The organism is Halomonas caseinilytica, assembly GCF_001662285.1.
Classification (GTDB): Bacteria; Pseudomonadota; Gammaproteobacteria; order Pseudomonadales; family Halomonadaceae; genus Halomonas; species Halomonas caseinilytica.
Genome location: NZ_BDEO01000011.1, coordinates 87,822 through 112,225 on the forward strand (window position 1 = coordinate 87,822; position 24,404 = coordinate 112,225).

At 61.5% G+C, this 24,404-nt stretch carries 24 protein-coding genes; 7 read left to right on the forward strand and 17 right to left on the reverse strand.

Going from position 1 to position 24,404, the window contains the following annotated elements:
* Positions 1–92 precede the first annotated feature (92 nt).
* The 3 genes from HSDC_RS12555 to HSDC_RS12565 all read left to right on the forward strand — a co-directional run bounded on the left by HSDC_RS12555 (position 93) and on the right by HSDC_RS12565 (position 4,027).
* On the forward strand, positions 93–926 hold the full coding sequence (locus HSDC_RS12555) for an enoyl-CoA hydratase-related protein (RefSeq protein ID WP_064700286.1): 834 nt from the start codon (positions 93–95) through the stop codon (positions 924–926).
* On the forward strand, positions 923–2,947 hold the full coding sequence (locus HSDC_RS12560; RefSeq protein ID WP_064700287.1) for an acetyl/propionyl/methylcrotonyl-CoA carboxylase subunit alpha: 2,025 nt from the start codon (positions 923–925) through the stop codon (positions 2,945–2,947). Before HSDC_RS12555 ends, HSDC_RS12560 begins: the two co-directional genes overlap by 4 nt.
* Positions 2,948–3,127: 180 nt before the next feature.
* Positions 3,128–4,027: a hydroxymethylglutaryl-CoA lyase gene (locus HSDC_RS12565; protein WP_064700288.1), complete on the forward strand. Its 900-nt coding sequence runs from the start codon at positions 3,128–3,130 to the stop codon at positions 4,025–4,027.
* Between the two features lie 86 nt (positions 4,028–4,113).
* On the opposite strand, the gene HSDC_RS12570 is transcribed toward HSDC_RS12565, so the two are convergent.
* The 6 genes from HSDC_RS12570 to HSDC_RS12580 form a co-directional block, all read right to left on the reverse strand.
* Positions 4,114–6,315: an OsmC domain/YcaO domain-containing protein gene (locus HSDC_RS12570; RefSeq protein WP_064700289.1), complete on the reverse strand. Its 2,202-nt coding sequence runs from the start codon at positions 6,313–6,315 to the stop codon at positions 4,114–4,116.
* A gap of 247 nt (positions 6,316–6,562) precedes the next feature.
* Positions 6,563–6,964: an energy transducer TonB gene (locus tag HSDC_RS17095; protein ID WP_082920036.1), complete on the reverse strand. Its 402-nt coding sequence runs from the start codon at positions 6,962–6,964 to the stop codon at positions 6,563–6,565.
* 91 nt (positions 6,965–7,055) lie between these two features.
* Entirely contained in the window at positions 7,056–7,469 is a 414-nt protein-coding gene (locus HSDC_RS16485; protein ID WP_073292144.1) for a GFA family protein, read from the reverse strand.
* Positions 7,470–8,433: 964 nt separating this feature from the next.
* On the reverse strand, positions 8,434–9,225 hold the full coding sequence (locus HSDC_RS12575) for an aminoglycoside adenylyltransferase family protein (protein ID WP_064700290.1): 792 nt from the start codon (positions 9,223–9,225) through the stop codon (positions 8,434–8,436).
* Positions 9,226–9,796: 571 nt separating this feature from the next.
* Entirely contained in the window at positions 9,797–10,297 is a 501-nt protein-coding gene (locus HSDC_RS16495; RefSeq protein WP_073292161.1) for a GNAT family N-acetyltransferase, read from the reverse strand.
* Between the two features lie 444 nt (positions 10,298–10,741).
* Positions 10,742–11,194 (reverse strand): GNAT family N-acetyltransferase, encoded by a 453-nt coding sequence (locus HSDC_RS12580; protein WP_064700291.1) that lies wholly within the window; start codon positions 11,192–11,194, stop codon positions 10,742–10,744.
* A 274-nt stretch (positions 11,195–11,468) separates the two neighbouring features.
* Between HSDC_RS12580 and HSDC_RS16500 the strand changes: the two genes are divergently transcribed.
* Positions 11,469–11,795 carry a site-specific integrase gene (locus HSDC_RS16500; protein ID WP_244534464.1) on the forward strand — a complete coding sequence of 109 codons (327 nt, stop codon included), beginning with the start codon at positions 11,469–11,471 and terminating at the stop codon, positions 11,793–11,795.
* A 143-nt stretch (positions 11,796–11,938) separates the two neighbouring features.
* Here HSDC_RS16500 and HSDC_RS12585 read toward each other — a convergent pair whose 3' ends face one another.
* The 10 genes from HSDC_RS12585 to HSDC_RS12630 all read right to left on the reverse strand — a co-directional run bounded on the left by HSDC_RS12585 (position 11,939) and on the right by HSDC_RS12630 (position 20,442).
* Positions 11,939–12,325 carry a tautomerase family protein gene (locus HSDC_RS12585; protein ID WP_064700292.1) on the reverse strand — a complete coding sequence of 129 codons (387 nt, stop codon included), beginning with the start codon at positions 12,323–12,325 and terminating at the stop codon, positions 11,939–11,941.
* A 64-nt stretch (positions 12,326–12,389) separates the two neighbouring features.
* Positions 12,390–14,054 (reverse strand): dihydroxyacetone kinase subunit DhaK, encoded by a 1,665-nt coding sequence (locus HSDC_RS12590; RefSeq protein WP_064700293.1) that lies wholly within the window; start codon positions 14,052–14,054, stop codon positions 12,390–12,392.
* 57 nt (positions 14,055–14,111) lie between these two features.
* Complete coding sequence (locus HSDC_RS12595) at positions 14,112–14,537, reverse strand: N-acetyltransferase (RefSeq protein WP_064700294.1); 426 nt, start codon at positions 14,535–14,537, stop codon at positions 14,112–14,114.
* Positions 14,538–14,722: 185 nt separating this feature from the next.
* Positions 14,723–16,240, reverse strand: coding sequence for a sodium:solute symporter family protein (locus tag HSDC_RS12600; RefSeq protein ID WP_064700295.1), 1,518 nt, complete (start codon positions 16,238–16,240; stop codon positions 14,723–14,725).
* Positions 16,233–16,466 (reverse strand): hypothetical protein, encoded by a 234-nt coding sequence (locus tag HSDC_RS12605; protein WP_064700296.1) that lies wholly within the window; start codon positions 16,464–16,466, stop codon positions 16,233–16,235. Before HSDC_RS12605 ends, HSDC_RS12600 begins: the two co-directional genes overlap by 8 nt.
* A 47-nt stretch (positions 16,467–16,513) precedes the next feature.
* Complete coding sequence (locus HSDC_RS12610) at positions 16,514–17,911, reverse strand: amidase (RefSeq protein ID WP_064700297.1); 1,398 nt, start codon at positions 17,909–17,911, stop codon at positions 16,514–16,516.
* A gap of 105 nt (positions 17,912–18,016) precedes the next feature.
* On the reverse strand, positions 18,017–18,919 hold the full coding sequence (locus HSDC_RS12615) for a LysR family transcriptional regulator (protein ID WP_064700298.1): 903 nt from the start codon (positions 18,917–18,919) through the stop codon (positions 18,017–18,019).
* Positions 18,920–18,922: 3 nt separating this feature from the next.
* Entirely contained in the window at positions 18,923–19,405 is a 483-nt protein-coding gene (locus tag HSDC_RS12620; protein WP_064700299.1) for a GNAT family N-acetyltransferase, read from the reverse strand.
* A gap of 144 nt (positions 19,406–19,549) precedes the next feature.
* Positions 19,550–20,026, reverse strand: a complete 477-nt coding sequence (locus HSDC_RS12625) for a VOC family protein (protein ID WP_064700300.1) — start codon at positions 20,024–20,026, stop codon at positions 19,550–19,552.
* A 62-nt stretch (positions 20,027–20,088) separates the two neighbouring features.
* On the reverse strand, positions 20,089–20,442 hold the full coding sequence (locus tag HSDC_RS12630) for a DUF1428 domain-containing protein (RefSeq protein WP_064700301.1): 354 nt from the start codon (positions 20,440–20,442) through the stop codon (positions 20,089–20,091).
* Positions 20,443–20,629: 187 nt separating this feature from the next.
* Between HSDC_RS12630 and HSDC_RS12635 the strand changes: the two genes are divergently transcribed.
* Both HSDC_RS12635 and HSDC_RS12640 read left to right on the forward strand, forming a co-directional pair.
* Positions 20,630–21,535 (forward strand): cation diffusion facilitator family transporter, encoded by a 906-nt coding sequence (locus tag HSDC_RS12635; RefSeq protein ID WP_064700302.1) that lies wholly within the window; start codon positions 20,630–20,632, stop codon positions 21,533–21,535.
* Positions 21,536–21,643: 108 nt separating this feature from the next.
* Positions 21,644–22,057: a RidA family protein gene (locus HSDC_RS12640; protein WP_064700303.1), complete on the forward strand. Its 414-nt coding sequence runs from the start codon at positions 21,644–21,646 to the stop codon at positions 22,055–22,057.
* On the opposite strand, the gene HSDC_RS12645 is transcribed toward HSDC_RS12640, so the two are convergent.
* Positions 22,044–22,643, reverse strand: coding sequence for a LysE family translocator (locus HSDC_RS12645; protein ID WP_137055321.1), 600 nt, complete (start codon positions 22,641–22,643; stop codon positions 22,044–22,046). The two genes, HSDC_RS12640 and HSDC_RS12645, sit on opposite strands and share 14 nt — an antisense overlap.
* Positions 22,644–22,741: 98 nt before the next feature.
* Here HSDC_RS12645 and HSDC_RS12650 point away from each other — a divergent pair, with 98 nt between their 5' ends.
* The gene (locus HSDC_RS12650; RefSeq protein ID WP_064700305.1) at positions 22,742–24,136 is read left to right on the forward strand and encodes an aminotransferase-like domain-containing protein; all 1,395 of its coding nucleotides are present in this window, start codon (positions 22,742–22,744) and stop codon (positions 24,134–24,136) included.
* The last annotated feature ends 268 nt before the right edge of the window (positions 24,137–24,404 follow it).

Consider the following 24,404-nt stretch of genomic DNA (forward strand, 5'->3'; position numbering starts at 1 on the left):
TGTAAGCTGGAAGTCACAACCGCACGCCCCAGAGGCAAGCTACCGAGGTTTCTTCAAGCATCCCGCTTCTAGCTCTGCTAACGAGGTCTGAGATGTCAGATACCCCCACTTATTCACGATTGGCAATCGATACCCGCGGCGTTGCGTGGCTGACGCTGGATCGCCCGGATGTGCTCAACGCTTTCGACGATGCCTTGATCGGTGAGCTCAACGGGCACCTTCAGCATGTTCGGGAGGCCGCCGAGCGTGGCGAGATTCGCCTGCTGGTGCTGGGTTCCGAAGGCAAGCACTTCTCCGCCGGGGCGGATCTTGGCTGGATGAAGCGCATGGTCGACTACGACCTCGAGGACAATCTGGCCGACTCCCGCCAGCTCGCGGCGCTGATGCATGGGCTCGACACCCTGCCCTGCCCCACGCTCTGCCGGGTGCAGGGTGCGGCCTTCGGTGGCGCCGTGGGCCTGGCCGCCTGCAGCGATATCGTCATCGCCTCGGAGAAGGCTCGCTTCTGCCTTTCCGAGGTCAAGATCGGCCTCTCGCCGGCGGTGATCAGCCCCTATGTGCAACGCGCCCTGGGCGAGCGGCAAATGCGCCGCTACGCGCTGACCGCCGAGGTCATCGATGCGTCCACTGCCGAGGCCCTGGGGCTCGCGCACCGTGTGGTCAAGCCGGATGCTCTGGACGAGGCGGTCGACGCCATGGTCGAGACGCTGCTCACCACCTCGCCACAGTCCAGCCGCGCCACCAAGGCGCTGCTCGCCGAGGTCGCCCGCGAGCCCGACAGCGCCACGACCCGCGAGCGCACCTGCCAGGTGATCGCCGAGCTACGCGTCAGTGACGAGGGCCAGGAAGGCCTCGCCAGTTTCTTCGACAAGCGCCGCCCCCGCTGGGCGCCCGAACCACCCTTCACCACGGAGCGCTCCTCATGAGCCATGCCTTCGATACCCTGCTGGTGGCCAACCGCGGCGAGATCGCCTGCCGCGTGATGCGCACCGCCCGCCGCATGGGCCTGCGCACCGTGGCCGTCTATTCCGACGCCGATGCCGGCGCCCGCCACGTGCGCGAGGCCGATGAAGCCGTGCGCCTCGGCCCGGCCGCCGCCCAGGCCAGCTATCTCGACATCCAGGCGGTGATCTCCGCCGCCCGGCGCACCGGCGCCGGTGCCGTGCATCCCGGCTACGGCTTCCTCTCCGAGAACGGTGATTTCGTCGCCGCCCTGGCCGAGGCCGGCATCACCTTCATCGGCCCGCCTGCCTCGGCCATCGCCGCCATGGGCGACAAGTCCGCCGCCAAGGCACGCATGCATGACGCCGGCGTGCCGCTGGTGCCCGGCTACCACGGCGACGACCAGGATGACGCCCTGCTCAAGGCCGAGGCGGATCGCATCGGCTATCCGGTACTACTCAAGGCCAGCGCCGGCGGTGGCGGCAAGGGCATGCGCGTGGTGGAATCCGCCGAGGCCTTCCAGGCCGCGCTGGACGGCTGCCGCCGCGAATCCCGCGCCGCCTTCGGCGACGATCGCATGCTGATCGAGAAATACCTGACCCAGCCGCGCCATGTCGAAGTGCAGGTGTTCTGCGACACCCAGGGCAACGGCGTCTATCTCTTCGAGCGCGACTGCAGCGTGCAGCGCCGCCACCAGAAGGTCCTCGAGGAGGCGCCGGCCCCGGGCATGACCGAGGAACTGCGCCGCGAGATGGGCGAGGCCGCCGTACGCGCTGCCCGCGAGATCGGCTATGTGGGCGCCGGCACGGTCGAGTTCCTGCTGGATGCCGACGGGTCCTTCTACTTCATGGAGATGAACACGCGTCTCCAGGTGGAGCACCCCGTGACCGAGATGATCACCGGCCAGGACCTCGTCGAATGGCAACTGCGCGTCGCCATGGGCGAGACGCTCCCCATGGCGCAGGAGGCGTTGACCATCACCGGCCACAGTTTCGAGGCACGTCTCTACGCCGAGGACCCGGCGCAGGACTTCCTGCCCGCCACCGGCACCCTGAACCGCTTCGAGCTGGATCTCGCCGGCGCCGGCCTCGAACCGACCCGGGTACGCCTGGACAGCGGCGTGGCCAGCGGCGATGCCGTCTCCATGCACTACGACCCGATGCTCGCCAAGCTGATCGTTCACGGCGACGACCGGGAACAGGCGCTCGCCACCCTCAACCGCGCCCTCGCCGCCCTCGATATCCAGGGCGTGACCACCAACCGTGACTTCCTGCAACGCCTGGCAACGCACCCCGCCTTTCGCGCCGCCGAGCTGGACACCCGCTTCATCGAGCACCACGAGGCAGAACTGTTCGCGCCGCGACACTATACGGCCGAAGAATATGCCAGCGCCGCCCTGGTCGGCCTCCACCAGCTCGGTCAGGAACGCGAAAGCGACTCACCCTGGGACCGCCACGACGGCTTCCGGCTCAACGCCAAGCACACAATCCGCATCGCCCTCTGCGACCCGAACCGAATCGACGACGCAGACGCCCTGGTCATCGTCGAGGGCAAGCGAGCAGCTCCCGGCGACCCCTGGCGCCTGCGCATCGGTGACCAAGCCTACGACGCCACCCTGCAACCGCTCGACGGCGACGCCGTGGCGGTAACCCTGGACGGCCACCGCCGCCGCCTGCAGACTCGATTGGTCGACAACAACCTGGTGGTAATGGTCGATCCGCGGCGCGAGACCCGACTGTTCTGGCGACGCATCGACGCCATCGACCACGGTCGCCACGAGGCCGAATCCACCCTCACCGCGCCTATGCACGGCACCGTTGTCACCCTGCTGGTGCAACCCGGCGAACGCGTCGAAAAAGGCATGGCGCTGATGGTCATGGAAGCCATGAAAATGGAACATACCTTGACCGCCCCCGCCGACGGCCAGGTCGAAAGCTTCCACTTCCAGGCCGGCGACACTGTGGGACAAGGCGATGTGCTGCTGGAATTCGCTGCAGACGAGTAACCCGCCGTGCCCCTGGCAAGCAGCGCCCAAGGTAAGCGGCGCCGGAGGCAGGCCGTAGCGAAGGTCATTCGCCATGGATGGCGAATGTAGCGTCCAGGGAAGGGTTCACAGCGCCTTCGCCAAAGCCTGCCGCCGAATCAGCCGCGGCTCTGGATTCTCTCGAATGATTGGAGTTCTGCAATGGCATTCCCCGAGCAAGTTCGCCTCGTCGAGGTAGCCCCCCGCGACGGGCTACAGAACGAACCCGAGGCCATCGCCACCGACACCAAGCTCGAACTGATCAACCGCCTCGCCGACGCCGGCCTGCGCCATATCGAAGCGGCGAGCTTCGTCTCGCCCAAGTGGGTACCGCAGATGGCCGACCACCGCGAAGTAATGACCGGCCTCAAGCGCCGTCCCGGCATCACCTACTCCGCCCTCACCCCCAACCTCAAGGGGCTCGAGACCGCACTGGAATGCGGTGTCGAAGAAGTCGCGGTGTTCGGCGCCGCCAGTGAGGCCTTCTCGCACAAGAACATCAACTGCTCCATCGCCGAATCCCTGGAACGCTTCGCCCCGGTGCTCGAGCGTGCCAAGGAAGCCAATGTTCGCGTACGCGGCTACGTCTCCTGCGTGCTCGGCTGCCCCTACGAAGGCGAGATCGCGCCGGCCAGGGTCGCCGAAGTATCGAAGGCCCTGTTCGACATGGGCTGCTTCGAGGTCTCGCTCGGCGACACCATCGGCACCGGCACCCCGCTCAAGGCCAAGCGCATGCTCGCGGCTGTCGCCCGTGACGTTCCCATGGACAAGCTCGCCGCCCACTTCCACGACACCTACGGCCAGGCACTCGCCAACCTCTACGCCGTGCTCGAGGAAGGCATCGCCGTAATCGACAGCTCCGTCGCCGGCCTGGGTGGCTGCCCCTATGCCAAGGGCGCCGCCGGCAACGTCGCCAGCGAAGATGTCGTCTACCTGCTCAACGGCCTGGGCATCGACAGCGGCGTCGACCTCGACAAGCTCGCCGCCACCGGCGACTGGATCATACAGGCCATCGGCCGACCCAACCGATCCAAGGCTGGCGTTGCCCTCACCTCAAGATAGAACCCCCAAAACGCAAAGCCCCCGAGCCAGATCGCTGACTCGGGGGCTTTGCACGCTGGACGTCGAAGACGCCATCTATATGAACATCAAGCCTCGGCGACCGCCATCTCCGCCCTGGCGGCCCGGTGGGCATGCAGCTTCTTGTAGCTCTCGATCAAACGCTGGTGCCGCTCGAGGCCTTCCAGTTGCATGTTGGTCGGCTCGAGGCCATGGAAGCGCACCTCGCCGTTCACCGAGCCGACCACGGCGGCCATGGTCGCTTCGCCAAACATGCGCGTGAAGTTGTCGAGGTAGTCGTCCAGCTCGAGCTCGTCGTCCAGGGCGATTTCCAGCACCGCGTTCACCGCCTGGTAGAAGAGCCCACGCTCGACGGTGTTGTCGTTGAACTGCAGGAACATCTCGACCCGCTCCAGGGCTTGCTCGTGCTGGCCGAGCGCCAGGTTGATCAGCAGCTTCAGCTCGAGGATGGTGAGCTGCCCCCAGACGGTGTTCTCGTCGAACTCGATGCCGATCAGGGTGATGATGTCCTCGTGGTCATCGATCTGGGTCTCTTCCAGGCGCTCCAGCAGATCGCCCAGTTGCTCGTCGCTCAGCTCGTGGATGTGCAGGATATCCTCACGGAACAACAGCGCCTTGTTGGTGTTGTCCCAGATCAGATCCTCCACCGGGTAGACCTCGGAATACCCCGGCACCAAGATGCGGCACACCGGCGCACCCAGATCCTCATGGACAGCCATGTAGGCTTCCAGCCCCAGTTCCTCGAGGATACCGAACAGGCGCTCAGCTTCCTCCTCGTTCGTGCCCGAGAAATCCCACTCGACGAACTCGACATCGGCTCGTGCACTGAAGAAACGCCAGGAGACCAGCCCCGAGGAATCGATGAAGTGCTCGACGAAGTTGTTCGGCTCGGTGACAGCGAGCGAATTGAAGGTCGGCGGCATGAAGTCGTTCAAGCCCTCGAAGCTGCGGCCCTGCAGCAGCTCGGTCAGGCTGCGCTCCAGTGCCACCTCGAAGCTCGGATGCGCGCCGAAGGACGCGAAGACCCCGCCCGTGCGCGGGTTCATCAGGGTGACGCACATCACCGGGAACTGGCCGCCCAGCGAGGCATCCTTGACCAGCACCGGGAAGCCCTGCTTCTCCAACGCCTCTATACCCTCGAGAATCTCGGGGTACTTCGCCAGCACCTCATGCGGCACGTCCGGCAGCGCGATCTCTTCCTCGATGATCTGCTTCTTCACCGCCCGCTCGAAGATCTCCGACAGGCACTGCACCTGGGCCTCGTGCAGGGTGTTGCCGGCACTCATGCCATTGCTGAGGTAGAGGTTCTCGATCAGGTTCGAGGGGAAGTAGATTACCTCGCCATCCGACTGGCGCACGAACGGCAACGAGACGATGCCGCGCTCCACCTTGCCGGAGTTGGTGTCGATCAGGTTGGAGCCACGTAGCTCGCCATCCGGGTCGTAGAACTCCCGGCAGTAGGCATCCAGAATGCCCTCTGGCAGCTCGTCGTTCGGCCCCGGCTGGAACCATTTCTCGTCGGGATAGTGGACGAACTCGCTGTTGGCGATCTCCTCGCCGAAGAACTGATCATTGTAGAAGAAGTTACAGCTCAAGCGCTCGATAAACTCGCCCAGCGCCGAGCACAGCGCGCTCTCCTTGGTCGACCCCTTGCCGTTGGTGAAGCACATGTTGGAGTGGGCATCGCGAATGTGCAGCGACCACACATGCGGCACGATGTTGCGCCAGGAGGCGATCTCGATCTGCATGCCCAGCGACTCGAGAATGCCCGTCATGTTGGCGATGGTCTGCTCCAGCGGCAGGTCCTTGCCCTCGATCCAGGTACTCGCGCCCTCCTCCGGCTCGGCCATCAGCAGCGCCTGGGCATCCTCATCCAGGTTCTCGACCGTCTCGATCTGGAACTCGGGCACGTTCTGAACCACCCGCTTGACCGAGCAGCGCTCGATGGAACGCATGATGCCCTGGCGATCCTTGTCGGACAGATCCTCCGGCAACTCGACCTGGATCTTGAAGATCTGCTTGTAGCGATTCTCCGGGTCGACGATGTTGTTCTGCGACAGCCGGATGTTCTCGGTGGGAATATCGCGCGCGTTGCAGTAGACCTTGACGAAATACGCCGCGCACATCGCCGACGACGCCAGGAAGTAGTCGAAGGGGCCAGGCGCCGAGCCATCGCCCTTGTAGCGAATCGGCTGGTCGGAGATGACCGTGAAGTCATCGAACTTGGCCTCCAGCCGGAGGTTGTCGAGATAGTTGACCTTGATTTCCATTGACAAAGCACCGGATTCGTGGTTTCAGGCGGCCGTAGCGCGTAGCCCGCCATTATCCAGCTTTTGAGGCGCTTCGTCTTGGGCGGGTGGTCAGAAAATCGCCGACGGGGTGTGAGACGGGAGGAATCACGAGCTCGGGGCCACTGCGCTCCTACTCTCGCCCTACCTCTCACCATCAGCCACAGTCCGAAGGGTGCTTGCGCAGCATAATAGCGGAACAAGTGTTGGCTACATGGTATTTTATGTTTCATCGCTTCCAGAGCCGATACCTCATCTCGAGATAGCATTCACCTCCACCGGGAATCGGCCTGAACTCCCACTGAGATATTGCTGCGGCCGTAGGGGGGCCGAAAATTTCCGGCGGGCTGGATCGGATAATTTCTACTCGTTCTGGCCTGCCGCCCTCCGAGCCGATAAATACTCTCGCGACACTCCATCCCTCCTGGTTCGCGTTTACGGCCGACGGCGGATATTTCGGCAGAACACGCCGGAGAGGGTCGAGTGTGTTGCACTGCGTACCTAACCTTGAGATGTCAGGGACTGGCTCGACTGGCACGGCCTTGGGTGAGGTTGAGCAGGCCGCGAGGGAAAATACAACTAGACTATAGAAACTGAAAGCTAACCGATTCATGGAACTATTCATGTGCATTTTCTCTGATATTGAAACCTAACGCCCCAAGAAGAAGTGTATTTTGAGTGTTGAGCGCAAAGAAGAGAACATTCCCCACCGCCTTTACTGGCTATTTATTTTTCCTATCTTCCGGATGATTGACCCCGTCATATACAGGCACATCTCCAATCTTTAAAGGGTTTACGCCTTCTAAGCAAGCCACATTGAAGCCGTACTGCGAAGGGTTAGACCTCCTTTGATGGTGGGTGTAAATTCCGCAGTTGCTACAGAAGTAATGTTTCGCCTTTTGCGTATTAAATTGGTAGAGCTTTAGCACATCCTCCCCTTTAACTATCCGAATGCCGGAAAAGGGAACTGATGCTACTATCGCTCCCCGGCGACGGCAGAGCGAACAGTCGCACCTTCGAATATCAACCAATCCATCCGGCAAATCCAGCTCAATCTCGACTGCCCCACAATGGCAAGTAGCTTTGTGCTTGGCCTTAATTGGAATCCCATCAACTTCACTTAAGTTTATCACCATTCGTTATCCTTGGCATGCACATAACATCCGGCTACGCGCCGGTTTGGAGCAGCGAGGTGGCGTAAAGTCGGTCACCGCTCAGCCAATTATTAGGTGTTTTTTCCGGCACACCTTCAGAGTAGATCTTGGTTATCACCTCGAAGATACTTTCGTCTTCCGTGTGCACCCGAAACAATTGAGCAGCACCAAGATAATTCGTGATTGCAAGATATCAACCAGCCAGAACCGGGGGAGCTCCTAGCTTCCTGTCCCACGCTTCTAGCACTGTACCTAGAAGCACTGAATGCGTTAAGACCGTCAGAAAATTCTGACCTCAATCTCGAGACTTCGTGTCATCCGAGATTTCTCAGTTTCGTAGCAAGCGCTTTACAAGAAAGCCAAAAAACGCAGACTCCCCACTTCAGCCTCCAAGGAAAGGCAAAACGCCTGTGTTGCAATAACACAGTGGCGCGGTGCCGATCCACAATCTTTCTGATCTTATACCTTCTTGCGATTGAAAAAGCTTTCTTGAAAAACTCTTTAAGCTTATACCTGGCTCAAAAAACTCATAGCAACAAGGTAATTAAGTCGTTTCTTTAAAACCCCAATACCGAAGAAGCTACTCCCTGTCGTATCGCCGACACTTCATGGCCCAATAACCTAGCGTAGTGCCAAGCTCGCATTCTATATCCAGCCAATATCGGTGTCAGCCCATATTCTTGAAACGACAACAAATCTTCAGAAAAGCTGTTCAGCTTTAGACCTTAGCACGGCGAGCCATTCAAATTCTCATCCATAAACTTGTGGGCTTCAGAGCGATAATCGAAAATTATCTGTGATTCCGCTGTGAGCCTGCGCCCTCGCTCAGCATTATAAGCGCCTGAATTCCAGAGGTCCATCACGTTACATCTTATCCTTCCCACTTAACGCCCGCAGCACGGGAGTTTTGTAGCGCAGCAGAAAATTTTCCCTGCGCCCGTGATTGTTAGGGCGTTTCTTCCTGCTGGGCATCAAGGCACTCCTCAATCGCATTTTTCATGTAGGAAACCAGCGCTTCAAAACTCTCCTGCTGCCCCCATCGATCTTCAATTATTCCCAGGTAACCTTCTCGAGCATACTTCAACAGCATTTTATGCTGATAAGGTACCTGATTTTCCGCCCACTCCGCAGCCGCATCTTTTGGAGCAATATCGCCTGTGGTAGCGGTCAGCCACATACGTGATAGGGTCAGAACGACATTGCGCTCATCTCCCGCTGCCTCAGCCAAAAGACCGGGCAAGGAATCACGGATTGCCCGCCGGATATCAGTCATCGGCACCGGATCGAAAAGCTTTCCAGCAGAGCTCCCATACAGCGGCAGGCTGTTATTGATCACTTTCTTCAGAACAACTGCAAGATCAGGGTCACGGATTGGTTCCGGAACACATCCGGCCTCAAACTCCTCTCGCAACCACTCACCGTATACAAACTCAGCCCGAGGCGGGAATTTCCAAGGTACGACATCAGAAACCGTTATCACAGTCAACTCTAGCGGCCTTATGGCTTGTGGATTTCCAATCGCGCCAGATACGCTCATTAACTGAGACACCAAGGCCTTTCTCTGCTCAAAGGTAGGCGAGTTAGAGGCTGCGACCAAGATATCTACGTCGCTGTCGCGCTTTAAACCACCAACGACGGCAGAGCCGAAGAGATAGATGCCGATGACCGAATCACCAAGTACACCTTCAACGACTGACTGTGCCTGTTTCGCTTCATCTGGTATCTCTATATTTTCCATATACTTCGGGAACTCCTCTCGCTCTAACGCCTGAGTTCAACCGCCGGCAGCCCGCGTAGCGGGATAACGGCCGGCTGCAGCGAACTGTTAGGCCTCTGATTCGTGACAAAGGACCTCGATATTGTGCCCGTCCGGGCCAATGACGAAAGCCGCATAGTATTGTCCTTTGTAATTCGGGCGCAAACGGGGCCACCATTGTCTTTGACGCCAGCTTCCAGTGCTACACGATAAAAAGCTTCAACTTTCTGACGATTCTCTGCTGTAAGCGCTAGATGGAGATGCCCTGACTTCCCCCAGTTCTCCGTATACCCAATGAGGACTTTCCGTCTGCGCTGAGTTCGATTCCAGGAGGCCCTTCCGACACTACGACCATGCCAATTGGCTCGAGTGCCTTGAGAAAATACGTTTTGCTAGCAGAATAGTCGCTGACTCCGAATACGACGTGGTCAAACATAAGTCCTCTTGGGGTGGTGGGGATTACACGAAGCCTAAACGTCGCCAACACACGCAGCTTTGTAGTGGAGGCAAAGCCGCAACGAAAAAGCTGTCGCTGTGCTTGGCCTTGTTAACCCTAGGCTGAGAATGCCTCATGGTACGAAACTTCCCCATTTGGAAATTCGCCAGAAAACGATAGCGCCTGAAAATACTCAGCAGGCACACCGGGGAAGATCAGTCCATCTACAACCTTGAACCCGTAGCGACCATAATAAGCTGGGTCACCGAGCACCACGCAGCCAGACGCACCCATTTTCTCAAGCGCGGCAAGAGAACTCTGCATTAGCTTAGATCCAATACCGAGCCCTTGAAATTCAGGAAGAACAGATATTGGCCCAATCCCAAACCAGCCGGTTTCACCACCTGAAAGAGTGATCGGCGAAATCGCAACATGACCAATAATTTCTCCATCCACTTTAGCCACCTGAGAGATCGTCAGCGCCCCCGCACGGCGAAGGGAATCCACAATGAACTGCTCGGTATGATCAGTATGAGGTGTGCTTAAAAATGCCTGCTCTGTAACCTGATGTATTCTCGCGTCATCACCGGGTTTTTCATTAATTACTTCAATATTCAAGCTGGACCTCCTAAACAGGTTAACGCTTGGCTTTGCGGCGTACCGGAGCGTAGCGACCGGAGTGAACTTCAACCCCACATTAGTAATCACCATAGGTTCGAACAGGGTTTAGTTTAAAGACACGTGCCTTTTTCTCCGCCGCAGTGACATTGACCTACTTGAGAAGCTTGCGAAGATCGTCGAGGAGATATGCATCCTCCATAGAAATGCTGGGAGCCCAAACAATTAGTGGATCCGCATCAATAACTTCAATATAAAGGCAGCAACATATTGGCCAACGTACAGATATTTGGTTCTAATTTTGTTCATGGCTTAGCGCCCATGGGGTTGTCGCTGTGTGGCTGCGCAACCGGACGAGGGGATTGGTTAAAAGTTGCCGCGAAGTCCATAGTACAAACCATCATATCGGTATCCCCAACCTGCTATACGTAGCTTTCGGCACCTTTATTCAAGTTCATAAAGAATGTCCGGACAGCCTTCCTCGTTTTCGGAGCCATCGCCATATTCAATTGGGCGAAAACCATGGCGCTCATAGAAGCGGGTGGCGTTAGCGTTTTCGGCGAAGGTATACAGGCGGACCGGTCTGGGCAAATTATCGAGGCCGTGCAACAAGAGCTCTGAACCAAGCCCCCTTCCCACAAAAAGTGGGTCTAGATAAAGGTGATCAATCCAACCGTAACCTTTGTCATCAGTGGCGATTGCCATCATGCCAACAATGTCATCATCAATGATTCCGACAGTAACACCACCGGATGGAATTAATATCTCGCATATCCATTCGCGAACATTGCTATCAGAGTGCGCAAGCGGGGCGAATGATACCAAGGCTTTCCGCGATGCAAGGTAGACTTCCGCGACACGGGTTGCATCGGTATCTAAAGCTGATCGGATTTCCATGGACCGTAGGCCTAACAGGTATTAGATAGCGCGCTCGCTTTATTCACTTTAACGAGCGTGCGCGCTTATTAAAGTTAATTTCCCACTTCTTCTCACACAACCATTTGATATTTAAACAATATCTAGAAACACTTGCAGTCTATCCAAAATTCACGCGCTTGCGCGTTGGGCTGAAACCAATAAATTTGTACATACATCCATATTAAAAGCAACAGATAGAGGTATGGATATGCACACCAGGCCGCCGAAGCTGATGGACCAGATCAAGGCGAACATGCGGGTGAAGCGCTACAGCCCCCGCACCGAGAAGACTTACTGCTATTGGATTCGCTTCTTCATACGATTCCACGGGGTGCGCCATCCCGTCAGCATGGGAGAATCGGAAGTCCACGCTTTCCTGGAGCACCTGGCGATCCAGGGGCATGTCGGCAGCTACTCAAAACCAGGCACTGAATGCCCTAGGCTTTCTCTATCGCTATGTGCTGGGCAGCGAGTTTGCGGGTGTTCGTGGCTCTCTGGAATGAATCGGCCGGGGCGCAGTCACGCTACCGCCACCTACCCTGCACGATGCAATGACAATCCGGCCATCTTCCCGCGGTAGTACCTGGCGTATCTTGATTGTGTCGTTATCACGGCGATCTCGGTCACCTTGAATTTGAGCCTAATCAACCGGGCATATAAGTGCAAAGCGGGGATGGGCGGGATGCAGGCCGCTCCCGCCCATCAGGGCACTCCGGTAACGTGCTATACCTTGATCGAGTACTTGAGGTCTCGCGCCTCGTCGCCCGTCATGCCGCGGAAGCCCCAGCAGTGTGGAGGTTGCTCCTTGAGAGTCACTTCCACATCAACAGGGACGAGACCTACCTCAGCCTCCAGGCGCTGAAAGATCGTCTTGATCAGGGCTTTCTGGGTCTCCGCCGAGCGTCCCTGCATCATATTGATTTCTATGGCCGTATAGGCCGGCGTTCTCCCACCCGGGTAGTAGAAATCCTCGGCGTCCATCGGAATGAAGCGATGCGCCCTCTTGTCCTCCGGCATTCCCAGTACCGACTGCATGCAGCCATGGATAACATCGGAGAGCTGTGCCTTGATGGGATTCAGGTGTTCCTTGATGCCATAGATGACTATCACGATGTCTCCTGTCCGGTATAACGCCGCCTTCGGCGGGAAGGATGCCCGACGGTCGTATATCACATTATGTTTTCGCCAACGCCTCGAACACGCGTGCCACGGCTTCGGCACCGGGGTCGACGATGCCTTCCAGCGCACTTTCCGGCACATAAGCCGAACGCCCCGCCTTGGCCGTGGTCAGCGAGGCGGTGGCTTGCGCACCGGTGCGCGCCGCCTGGGCGGCTTCCGCCAGCGTATTGCCGTGTTGCAACGACTCGATCGCCGGTATCAGGGCATCGAGCATGGTGCGATCCCCGGCTCGAGCACCGCCGTATTCCTGCATTTTCCTGACGCCCGCCGCGAGCGCTTCCCCTGGATTGTCACCGCGCTCCAGGGCACCGCCTGCCGCCGTGAACAGGATCGACAGCAGTACGCCGCTGGAACCGCCCATGTCACGAGCCAGTAGCTGGCCGATACCCGTGAATAATGGAGACAAGGAGCTAGTATCCAGGCGCTGGGCGTCGAGTGCTTTGGCGATGCTGTCGGCGCCACTCTGCATGCTGGCCCCGGCATCGCCGTCACCACTTTTGGCATCCAGGGCGTCCAGTTCCTCGCGCGACTCGCGCAATGTCTCGATCACCCGCCACAGTACCGCCGTCGACTCGGCATCCTGTGGGGCATTCTCGAGCAGGGCCGCATTGCCTTGCGCCGTGTCCGGCTTGAAAGTGACAACGTTACGCACCACCTGAATACCCGGCCAGGCCGGCGCCGTGGTCGGTGCTGTCAGCGCTTCGATCAGCTCGGGCTCGCTGGCCACCAGCGTGACGGAAAAACCGTGCATGTCGAGCGAGGTTATCAGCGGCGCGGGGCCGATCAAATGACTGACCCGCTCCTCCCCCAGCTGGCGTAACAGGCACTCAGCCAGCACACCCATCTCCTGGGACGAGCAACTGCCCAGGTTGTTGAGCATGGCCACCCAGGCGGTGTCGGATGACGAACCAGGGGCAGACACAGGCGCCACTGCCTGGAGCAACGGCTCCAGCACCAGGCGCATCGCGTCATCCGCACTTTGAGGGTCGACCGCACGGGTGCCGGGTTCGTTATGAATGCCGAGCCCCAGTTCGGGGGAACGCGTTGATGCCGGCTGACCAGGCTGTGCGGCGGGTTTGATCGCCATGCCCAGTGAGCCCATCCGCTCGCAGAGTGCCCGGGTGCGCTGTTGAATCTCGGCCAGCGACGCGCCCTGGGTTGCCAGATAGCCGGCCAGCTTGTGTACCAGCAGTGTGCCGGCAATACCGCGTGGCTGCGGTGCTTCGGCGATGGCGACATCGTCGGCGACGATCACCATTTCGACATTGAGCCCTTCGCCGCGGGCACGTTCGGCCGCCAGGCCGAAATTCAGCCGATCGCCGGTGTAATTCTTGACCACCAGCAAGCAACCGGCATCGCCGCAGACTTCACGAATGGCCGCCAGAACCGGCTCGACGCTGGGCGAGGCAAACAGATTGCCGGAAATGACCCCGGTCAGCATGCCATCGCCGATAAAGCCGGCATGGGCGGGCTCATGGCCGGCACCGCCGCCGGATAGCACGGCCACCTGACGACTGCCCTCTCGCTGCCGGTCCCAATCGCCCCTGACCAGAATCCGCAGACCGCTTTCCGGCTCGGCAATACGCAGATCCGCGGTAGCAGCCGCTACATGAAGAATGTCGTCGACGACACGCTCGGGCGCGTTATAAAAGCGTTCCATAAGTTCTCCGCAGGCCCACAAGGACGAAGTACATTAAAGCCCACAGTTTACGCATGGTCAGACACGATATCCCATGACAATTTCGGCATGACCGGTATTTTCATCGACCTGCTCGCCAAGCGAAACAAAACCATGCTTCTCATAAAACCTGACGCTTGGCGCATTCTCTCTGTAGACCGTCAGGCGCAGTTTCTCTCTTCTGCCCTTGGCATCATCAAGCAAGGCAGCTCCGATCCCTTTTCCCTGCAGGTCGAGATCCACAAAGATGGCCGCCAGGGTGTCCTCGAACAGGCTATAGAACCCGACGACTCGATCATTGCGTTCATAGACGAATGTCTCCGAAGCGGGGATATACCTGTCGCGCATCTCACCGACTTTCGACTCCCAGAACTCTGGATCGACAAACCCATGGGCCTTAATTGATGCTGAAAGCCAGATGTTCAGGACTTGATCGATATCCGCTTCCCGATACGCGCGAATCATATCGCTGCCTTACACCCTGAAACTCAAGATACTGTCACTTTAGGAAACACTGCACAAATGCCTGCGCGGGCAAATCACTGCGTTGCGCGGTGCTCGGAATCCTCACCTATACCCCATAGGCTCCGGTTCCTGTGCTCCGTGCGCCTTGTACTTCGCTCCGCTCGTCGATTTGTTCAGCGCTTCCTTTACTGCTGCAAGCAGTCACTGGCTTGGGCGACGCGTCCTCCGCCGAGTCGGGTAAGGCCATGAGGGGCGGCGATACGAAAGAAACGTTCGACGACCTCGGCCTGGGTGGGCGCGGTCACCAGCGAGACGATGACGAACACCGGCAGGTTGATCATCAGGCCCCAGAAGCCGGCGTGGATGCCCAGCGGGTGCTTCCACAGCGTGGTGAAGGCCACGGTCACCATGAAACCGGCGACGATGCCCGCCAGCACGCCCAGTTTGGAGGCGCGCGGCCACAGGAACATGCCGATGAAGGCCGGCATCACCTGGGTGGCGAAGCCCAGCCCCACCAGCAGGATCATCACCAGGCTGCCCGGCTCGGCGATGGCCAGCGGGGCGATCACCAGCGCCATCAGCGGCAGGATCATCCAGCGCGCCAGCTTCCCGGTGAGGGCGTCGGAGAGGCCAAACAGCGGCTGCAGCACGTCCCGGCTCCAGGAGAGTGCCACCGAGTGGATGAACGGCTCGCTGGAGGACATCGAGGCGGCCAGGGTGCCGGCACCGAGCAGCCCGACCAGCACGACCGGCAGGTGCTGCATGGCGTACTCCAGCACCACGGTGTCGGCGCGGGCCAGGTCGGGCAGCGCGAAGATGCCGATGAAGCCCACCACCACCATCGGCAGGATCACCACGTAGTAGGTCGGCAGCCAGGTGGCGCTGCGCCGAATGGTCCGCGCCGAGGAAGCGCTCATCCATTGGGTCCACACCGGCGGCATGAAGGAAAACATCGAGACGATGACGGAAGTCGTCCAGAAGCTGAAGCTCATGTCGCCGCCGGCGCCAGGCAGGGTCAGGAACTCGCCGTGCTCGGCCTGGAGCCGCGTGAACAGCGCGCCGACATCGAGCCCACCGGTAGCGCTGTGCAATGCCCAGAGCCCCACGGCCCAGGCCACCACCAGCATCAGCACGCCCTGGAAGGCGTTGGTCCGGCCGATGGCCCGCTGGCCGCTGACGAACAGGTAGACGGCGATGCAGGCCAGCACCAGCGGCACGCCAAGCCATATCGGAATCGCCCCGCCGCTCATCACGTTGAGGATGTAGGCGGAGCCGATGGTCTGCAGCACGGCGTAGGCGATCGAGCCGATCGACATCACCAGCGATGCCAGGGCGCCCAACAGCGGGCTCTGGTAGCGGTCGGCAATGGCGCTGGCCTGGGTCACATGGCCGAAGCGCTCGCCGAACTGCCACACCTTGGGACCGACGTACCAGGCCACCAGCGCCAGGTAGGCGAGATAGACGGCCACGTAGAATACCGGCACGCCTTTCGAGTAGGCCCAGCCCGGCGCGCCCATGAAGGTGTAGGCGCTGACGCTGCCGGCGGCGATCAGCAGGTAGAGCGTTACCGGGCCCATGCTGCGCCCGGCCACACCCCACTCCTCGAGGCTGTTCATGCGCCGCCCGCCCCGGGCACGCAGGCCGATGAACATGGCGATGGCAACGTAGGCCAGGGTGATGAGCAACGGCCAGGGGCTAGTCATGGTGGTCCTCCTTGCGCTCGAGGACACGATTGGCGATCAGCATGACGGCGAAGCAGGCGAAGATCACCACATAGCTCCACACCACTAGCAGCGGCAGGCCCAATATCAGCACGGCGCGGTTCACCCAGCCGATGACCGGCCAGATGCCAGCCGCCACCACGGCGATGAAGGCGACCAGCAGCGCCCAGCCGGCGCGACAGGTGGGCAGGACGACAAGACGAGACATGATGCGGATCTCCCACGATGACGAGACGAGGCAATTGACCGAGAAGCTTACTGCGCGACGGGCGGTGACGGCCAACGCGGTTCGAGCGCCAGTCGCGTCTCCAGAGTCTTGGCCAGCTTGAGCACGCGATGGTCGGCAAAACGCGGGCCAATCAACTGCACGCCGAGCGGCATGCCCTCTCTGGAGAACCCGGCATTGAGCGATAGCGCCGGTTGCTCGCCCATGTTCCACGGCACGGTGTAAGCGATGTGCTCGAAGGGTTGCTGCGGATCATTGGTCGGCGAGACCCAGTCGGCGGGAAAGGCGACGTTGGGCGTGGTAGGCGAGATCACGGCATCGACATCATCGAACACGGCTTCCGTCGTGCGTCGCATGGCCAGGGTCTGCTCGAAGCCGCGCACCGCCTCGACACCACTGATCCGCCCGCCATCATCGGCCCAGGCGAGGATCGCCGGCAGCACGCGCTCACGCTGTTCGGGCGTCAGCGCCTCCAGAGCGCTCCACTGGCGAGTACGCCAGAAGCGGTCCAGGCCATCGAGCATTTCACGGGTCAGCACCGGCGCCAGCGGCACCAGGGTGGCGCCGGCCGCCTCGAGTCGCGCGGCGGAAGCCTCCACGGCGGTGGCGATCTCGTCGTCCAGCGGTAAGCCGCAGCCGGCCTCCAGCATCACGCCGATGCGCAGCCCCGAGACGTAGCACGCGAGGTCCGTCCAGTCGATCGATTCCGGCGGCAGGCGCGTGGCGTCGCGACGGTCGGTACGTGCCAGGGCCGTCATCATCAGGGCCGCATCGTCCACACTGCGGGTCATCGGGCCGGCGCAGCGCCCCACATAGTAGGGATCGATGGGAATGCGCCCCAGCGTCGGCTTGAACCCCACCACGCCGCACCAGGCAGCGGGCAGGCGCACCGAGCCGCCGATATCGGTGCCCACGTGCAAGGGGCCATAGCCGGCCGCCGCCGCGGCCCCAGCCCCGGCACTCGAGCCACCGGGATTGCAGTCGAGCCGCCAGGGGTTGCGGGTTGTACCATGAAAGGAGGAACGGCCCGAGGAGAGCATGCCGAAATCCGGGCAGGTCGTCTTGGCCATCAACAGTGCGTCGTCCTCGGCCAGTCGCGCCGCCGGTGGCGCATCCTCGGTGGCCGGTGTCTGTGAGCCCAGACCCGTGCCATTCGGCACCGGCATGCCACGCGTCGCAATCAGTTCCTTGAGGGTGACTGGTATGCCATCCAGCGGGCCGCTGGGCTCACCGCGCGTCCAGCGTTCGCTCGAGGCGCGCGCCGCGTCCAGAAAGGTCTCTGCCCGGTAGCCATAGAGGGCATTGAGGTGAGGCTCCCAGCGGTCGATGTGCCGGATCAGCGCCTCGGCGACATCCAGAGGCGACAGCCTCTTTTGGCGATAGGCATCCAGCAGTTGAGTGGCCGTCATCAGGTGGAGTTCTGGCATCTTTCACTCTTGGCGTTGTTGTCGGTGCCTTCAGCTTGGTGCCAAGCGGTGTCTACTGCCATTACAATTCTGATACCAGGGCGTCCACTTTTTGTGTGCACCCTTTCAAGACTCGCCCAGCGTCTGAAGCGATGCGGCCAGCAATCCAAGACAGGCTTCGGTGGCAAAACTGCGCTGCCGATGCCGGTGGAGGCACAGGTCCAGCCGGGTATGTTCGAGCTCGCCCCGGGCCAGGGACACGCTGACCAGCTGGCCGTCCCGACACTCCCGAGCCACTGCCATGGGCGGCAGGATCAACAGCCCGGCGCCCGACATGGCCAACGCCTTCTGGGTTTCCAGAGAGGCCGTGTGAAAGATGGGCTTGAGCGTCACGCCCTGGCGTCGTGCCGCCTCGTCGAGTGCCTGCCGCACTCCATAGTGCTCATCGGGTAGCGCCAGGGAATGGTCGGCCAGTTCGGCCAGACGCAGCTCGGCCCTCCCCGCCAGTGGATGGTCGGGTGCCATCACCGCATGGTGTTCCAGGCGACTGCTGGCGAACGGCTGGATGTCGTCGTGGCGGGGCATGAAGAAGGTCAGGCCGATGTCGGCATCGCCACTGCGCAGCGCCTCGACGACTTGGCCGGCACTGGCGATCTGAATGTCGAACTGCAGCTGCGGATGGCGTTGGTTGAGCTCGCTCAGCACCGGCACGAGCAGCCCGGAGACCACGCCTTCGGCCACTCGCAGGCTGACCTTGCCGGTACGCAGACCTTTGAGGTCGCTGATGTGCTCCTGCACCCGCTCCAGATCGCGCAAGGTGCGGCGCGCCTGGATCGCCAGCAACTCCCCCGCGGCGGTGAGTCGGATGCCACCGGGGCCACGCTCGATCAAGGGCGCCCCGAGCTGGTGCTCCAGCAGGTCGATCTGGCGGCTGATGGCCGTCGGAGCGATATGCAGCCGGGCCGCCGCCTCGCGCAGCGAATGGCAGCGGGCCACGGTGTCGAAGTAGCGCAGGGCTCGCCAGTGCATGGCTCAGACCGGAGCCGGGAGGTCGCGTTGCATGATGGTCACCATCTCGCCGCGATATTCGCGCTGCTCGACGTCCTGCCAGCCCAGCCGGCGGTAGAGTGCCTGCTGGTCCGGCGTGTAGAGATAGAAACGCTCGACGCCATGCGCTCGAGCCTCTTCCTCCACCCGGCGCACCAGCCGCGAGGCGATGCCGCGACCGCGCCATTCAGGCAGCACATAGACCGAGGCCAGCCAGGGCGTCAGTTCACGGCGGTCGCTCATGTCGTCGACGACCAGGCTGGCCATGCCCACCGGCCGCTCGCCGTCCATGACGGCGAACACCGAGGGCACGCCAGCCGAGCCGCAGTCGCCGCGCAAATGCCCGATGGTGGCGGCGAGGTCGCGACCAGGGTTCAGGTGGCCCCATTCGGCATGGGTCCAGCCAGCAAGGGTGGCAACATGCGGCGAATGGGCGTCGATACGGACGAGTGGCAGGCCTGAGTCCATGGCGGAGAATTCCTGTCAGCGATGCGTGGCGATGCCGGTGTTCCCCTGGCACAGGGGCGGCACGGCGAAACGCCACAGTATCCCCGTTCTCGGCGCCGCTCGCCAGGGCTGAAGCCACCTCTCAGCCACTGGCCCGCCACGCTCTCACCCACCGTCTGCGGCGCGTTCCAGGTCGGCGATGATGAGTTTTTCCATCTGCATCATCGCCTCCATGGTCCGCCGGGCGCGCTCGGGATCGGGGTCACGGAGCAGTTCATGCATCCGAGTGGGCACCACCTGCCAGCGAAGCCCCCAACGGTCCTCGAGCCAGCCGCACTGGATCGTGCGACCACCCGCGCTCAGCGCTTCCCAGTAGTGATCCACCTCGGCCTGGTCGGCGCAATCGACATGTAACGACACCGCCTCGTTGAACGGCACGCCGGGGCCACCGTTCAGTCCGGCGTAACGCGCACCGTCCAGGGTAAACTCGACGAGCAGCACCTCGCCGGCCGACACGCTCGGCGTCTCGGTCGGCGCCTTCACCACCCGCTCGATGCGGGAATCGGGAAATACCGAGACGTAGAAGCGAGCCGCTTCTTCCGCCTGACCATCGAACCACAGGAAGGGAGTGATCCGCTGCATGAAAGCCTCCTCTCGATAGGCTGGCCTGCCGCTTGATGAACCAGAAGGAACAACAGGACTGGCTATTCGTCGAAAATGACCTCGAACCCCCCATAGATTAGCCGCTTGCCGTCGAAGGGCATGGGATTGACGTCGGGCTGCAGACGCGGGTCTTCCATGAGTTTGGGCATGGCCTGATCGCGTACCTCGCGCGAAGGCCAGAGGATCCAGCCAAAGACAACGGTTTCATCCGGCTGACGCTTCACGGCCATGGGAAAGGAGGTGACTTCGCCCTCGGGCACGTCATCGCCCCAGCATTCCACCAGCTTGAGAACGCCGTATTCCTTGAATACCGCCGCACAATCGCGGACATGCTGCAGGTATTTTTCCCGATTGGCAGTGGGAACGGCAGCCACGAATCCATCGACATATGTCATGTTGTGCTCCCCTGTTCGACATTGAAATGACACGCGACGACAGACATTGCCGTCGCTGCCTTCATGGGTCGTTTCGGGAACACGCAAATCGACAAGCTCTGCGGCATGGGCATATGCCCTTTGGGGTACTGCCCTGCTACCGGGCCTCGGCTAGACTGACGGTTTTCGATCATCAGACGAACGCCCCATGTCATCCGCTCTCGAACAACGCGCCCTCAAGGTATCCATCGTCATGACCCTGCTGGTTTCGAGCCTCGGGGTCACCTTCGGCTTACTGGCAGGGTCCCGGTCGATTCTCTTCGATGGGGTCTTCTCGACCATCGACGCGGCCATGTCGACGCTGGCACTGGTGGTCACGCAGCTGATCGCCCGGGAGGTCAGCCAGCGCTTCCAGCACGGCTACTGGCATCTGGAACCGCTGGTGGCGGCACTCAACGGTGCCATCCTGCTGTTGCTGTGCTTCTATGCCTTCCTCAATGCCGTCCAAGGGCTGATGACCGGCGGCCATGAGCTGGCCTTTGGCCTGGCGAGCATCTATGCCGTGGTCGTGGCCGCCGTCTGCTTCTCCATGACCGCCTATCAACGCCGCCTCAATCGTCGCATCGACTCGGAGTTCGTGCGCATCGACATGCATAGCTGGCTGATGGCAGCGCTGATCACCAGCGCCCTGCTGGCAGCCTTCATCGTCGCCTTGATCCTCCAGCGCACGCCCTACGCCCATCTCACGCCCTACGTCGATTCGCTGCTGCTGACGATCCTGACGGTGGCCTTCATGCCGGTGCCCATCGGCATCATGCGTCGGGCCATGAAGGAGGTGTTTCTGATCGCACCGAGCGCCATCGACCGGGAAGTGCATGCGGCCATGGCCCCGGTGATGGAACGCGAAGGGCTGCTCGACTACCGCAGCCACGTGGCCAAGAGCGGTCGTGGCCACTTCATCGAGATTCACATCGTCACCACCCCGGAGTTCGCTGCCGAACGCGGGGTGGCCGAGCTCGACGAGGTCCGCGAGGCAATTGCCACCGGGTTGAGCATCCCTGCCGAGCATCGCTGGTTCACCGTAGCGTTTACCGCCGATACACGCTGGCTCTAGTGGAATAGTATCTGAGCGAATATAGTGCCGGCGCTCGCGACGAGGAACCTCTCGGCACGGGCTCCTGTCGCAGGGCGTGAAAGGCCATGCCATGGAACAGGAGCCAAGATGCCGACTTTTCATAACGACGCCACCCTGCCGACGCCGACCTTCCCCGGCAGCCATGTCGTGCTGGACGATCGCTATGTGTACCTCTCCGGCCTGACGGCGGCCGACATTCAGGGCAGCGAGGCCATTCTCGGCGACGTGGGCGAGGAGACCCGCTGGATCATGCGTCGCGTGCAGCATCTGCTCGATTCAGTGGACTGCACGCTGGCCGACATCGTGCGCGCCGATGTACATCTGACCGACCTTGAGAAGGTCCATGACCTGGATGCGGCCTACGCCGACTTCTTCGAGTCGCCACATTACCCGGCCCGCACCTGCACCCAGTCACCGGCCTTGCTGGACGGTGCCAACGTCGAGATCACCCTGGTGGCACGACGCTCGGACGATGACGACCTCGCCGTCAACCGAGGATGAAGAACACGCAGGCCGCGGTGAGCGCGCCCATGGTGCCGTTGAAGATCCGCCATGAACGCGGCCCCTTGAGCCAGCGACCGATGGCCATGCCGAACCCTGCCCACAGGGAAATGCAGGGCAGCGCCACCAGCTCGGCGAAGGCAGCCAGCAACAGCGCATTGACGACCGTATTGCCCCCTTCCGGCAGGAAGCTCGCCATCAGCGTCAGCCCCATGACCCACGCCTTGGGATTGGCAAACTGAAAGGCCGCCGCCTGCCAGAACCCGAAGGGCCGTCCCTCGACATCATCGAACTCGGGCGGCGGCGCGGTGGCGATCTTCCAGGCCAGGTACAACAGATACAGACTGCCGATGACCTGCAGCGCCGTCTGCACCATCGGATAGCGCTCGAAGACGATGCCAAGCCCCAGGGCGACGGCGGCAAACAGCACGAAGCATCCGCCGAGGATGCCCAGCAGATGCGGCATGGTGCGCCGAAAGCCATAGTTGGCGCCGGAGGCGGTCAGCATCACGTTGTTGGGGCCGGGCGTGATGGTCATCGAGATCATGAACAGGGTCACCGGGCCCAGAAGCGTCAGGGTGTCCATCATTTTGTACCCATACAATCAAGGCGGATTGGGTTAACTTTTCGCATTTCTCTGAGCATAATGGGGACAAATTTGGCGTCAAAGGTTTTATTGTCACCATGACAATCTGGACACCCGAGCTACCCGAAGACGGCCCGCGCTACCGTCGCATTGCTGACGCCATGGCCGATGCCATTACCCGAGGTGAACTCGCACCGGGCGAACGCCTGCCGCCCCAGCGCCGGCTCGCCGACCAGCTCGGCGTGACCATCGGCACCATCACCCGCGCCTACGCCGAGGCCCAACGCCAGGGATGGGTGGAATCCCGGGTCGGCAGCGGCACCTATGTGCGGCACCGGGAGGCCGAATCGACGGTCACCTTTCGCGCCGGCCAGCCGGTCGAGAACGGCGTCGTCGACATGAGCATGAGCCTGCCACCGCCCCACCCGCTGCGCCCGCAAGGGCTGCGCGACACCCTGCTCACCCTGGCCGAGGATTCGGCGAGCCTGCAGCGCGCCGTGGACTACCAGCCGGAATACGGCCTGGAAGGGCATCGCCACCAGCTCGCCGAGTGGCTCGGTCGGCTGGGCATGTCGGCCAACCCCGACTCGCTGGTCATCACCCAGGGCGGCCAGCATGGCCTGACGCTCGCCCTCCAGGCCCTGACGCGGCCGGGAGAGCTGGTCGCCGCCGATGCCCTCACCTACCCTGGCTTCATCGGCGCGGCCCGACAGGCGCACCTCAAGCTGCTGGGCGTGCCGCTGGACGAACAGGGCATGGATATCGACGCTCTGGCGCGCCTCTGCGCCCGCCAACCGCCACGGCTCGTCTATACCACACCGGAGCAGAACAACCCGACCGGAGCCTGCCTCACCGAGGCGCGTCGGGAACGACTGGTCGCCCTGGCTCGCGAGCACGATTTCTGGCTCATCGAGGACAACGTCCAGTATCTACCCGAGGCCGACCGGGGCACGCCGTTGATCGAGCTGGCCCCGGAACGAACCCTGCGCATCTTCAGTACCTCCAAGGTGCTGGCCGGCGGTCTGCGCATCGGCACCCTGGAGCTTCCCGAACCGCTGCTGGGGCGAATCGGCAGTGCCCTGCGCGCCCAGACCTGGATGGTGCCACCGCTGATGGTGGAGACGACCTGCCGCTGGATCGCCAGCGACGCCAGCCGCCGCTTGCTCGACTGGCAGACCCGCGAACTCGAGGCCCGTCAGCGCCTGGCCCGACAACGACTGGCGAATTACCCGACCAGCGGCCGCGAGCGCTCCTCCAATCTCTGGGTCACCCTGCCCGCCGGCCGACGGGGCAGCGAGGTTCAGGAACTGCTCGCCCAACGCGGCGTGCGTGTCTCGACGCCGGAACCCTTTTGCGTGGGCAGCGAGCCAGCTCCCCAGGCGCTGCGCCTCTGTCTGGGGCCACCGGCAAGCCAGGAAGAACTCGACCGAGGCCTGTGCATCATTCTCGAGACGTTGGCGGAGCCGCCCTGCTCACCCTGGCACACCATGTAACCCACGCTCGGTTCACCCTGATTCAACGACGCCGGGCTAGCACCTGCCACACGACCGAACTCCGCCGCGTCGCCATTCACGCGCTCGCAGGTTCCGAGCCCGCTCCCCGGCACGCCTCTGTCCCCGCGCCGGCAACGACAGCCCCCGCTTGCCCATTCTCGAGATTCCCCCTACACATGGCCTAGGCAATGTCTGAAAAGTGCCAGCGAAAAGCAGCACCATACACAACAGGGATGCATCGACGTGGCAGGCGAGCCGAAAACAAGCC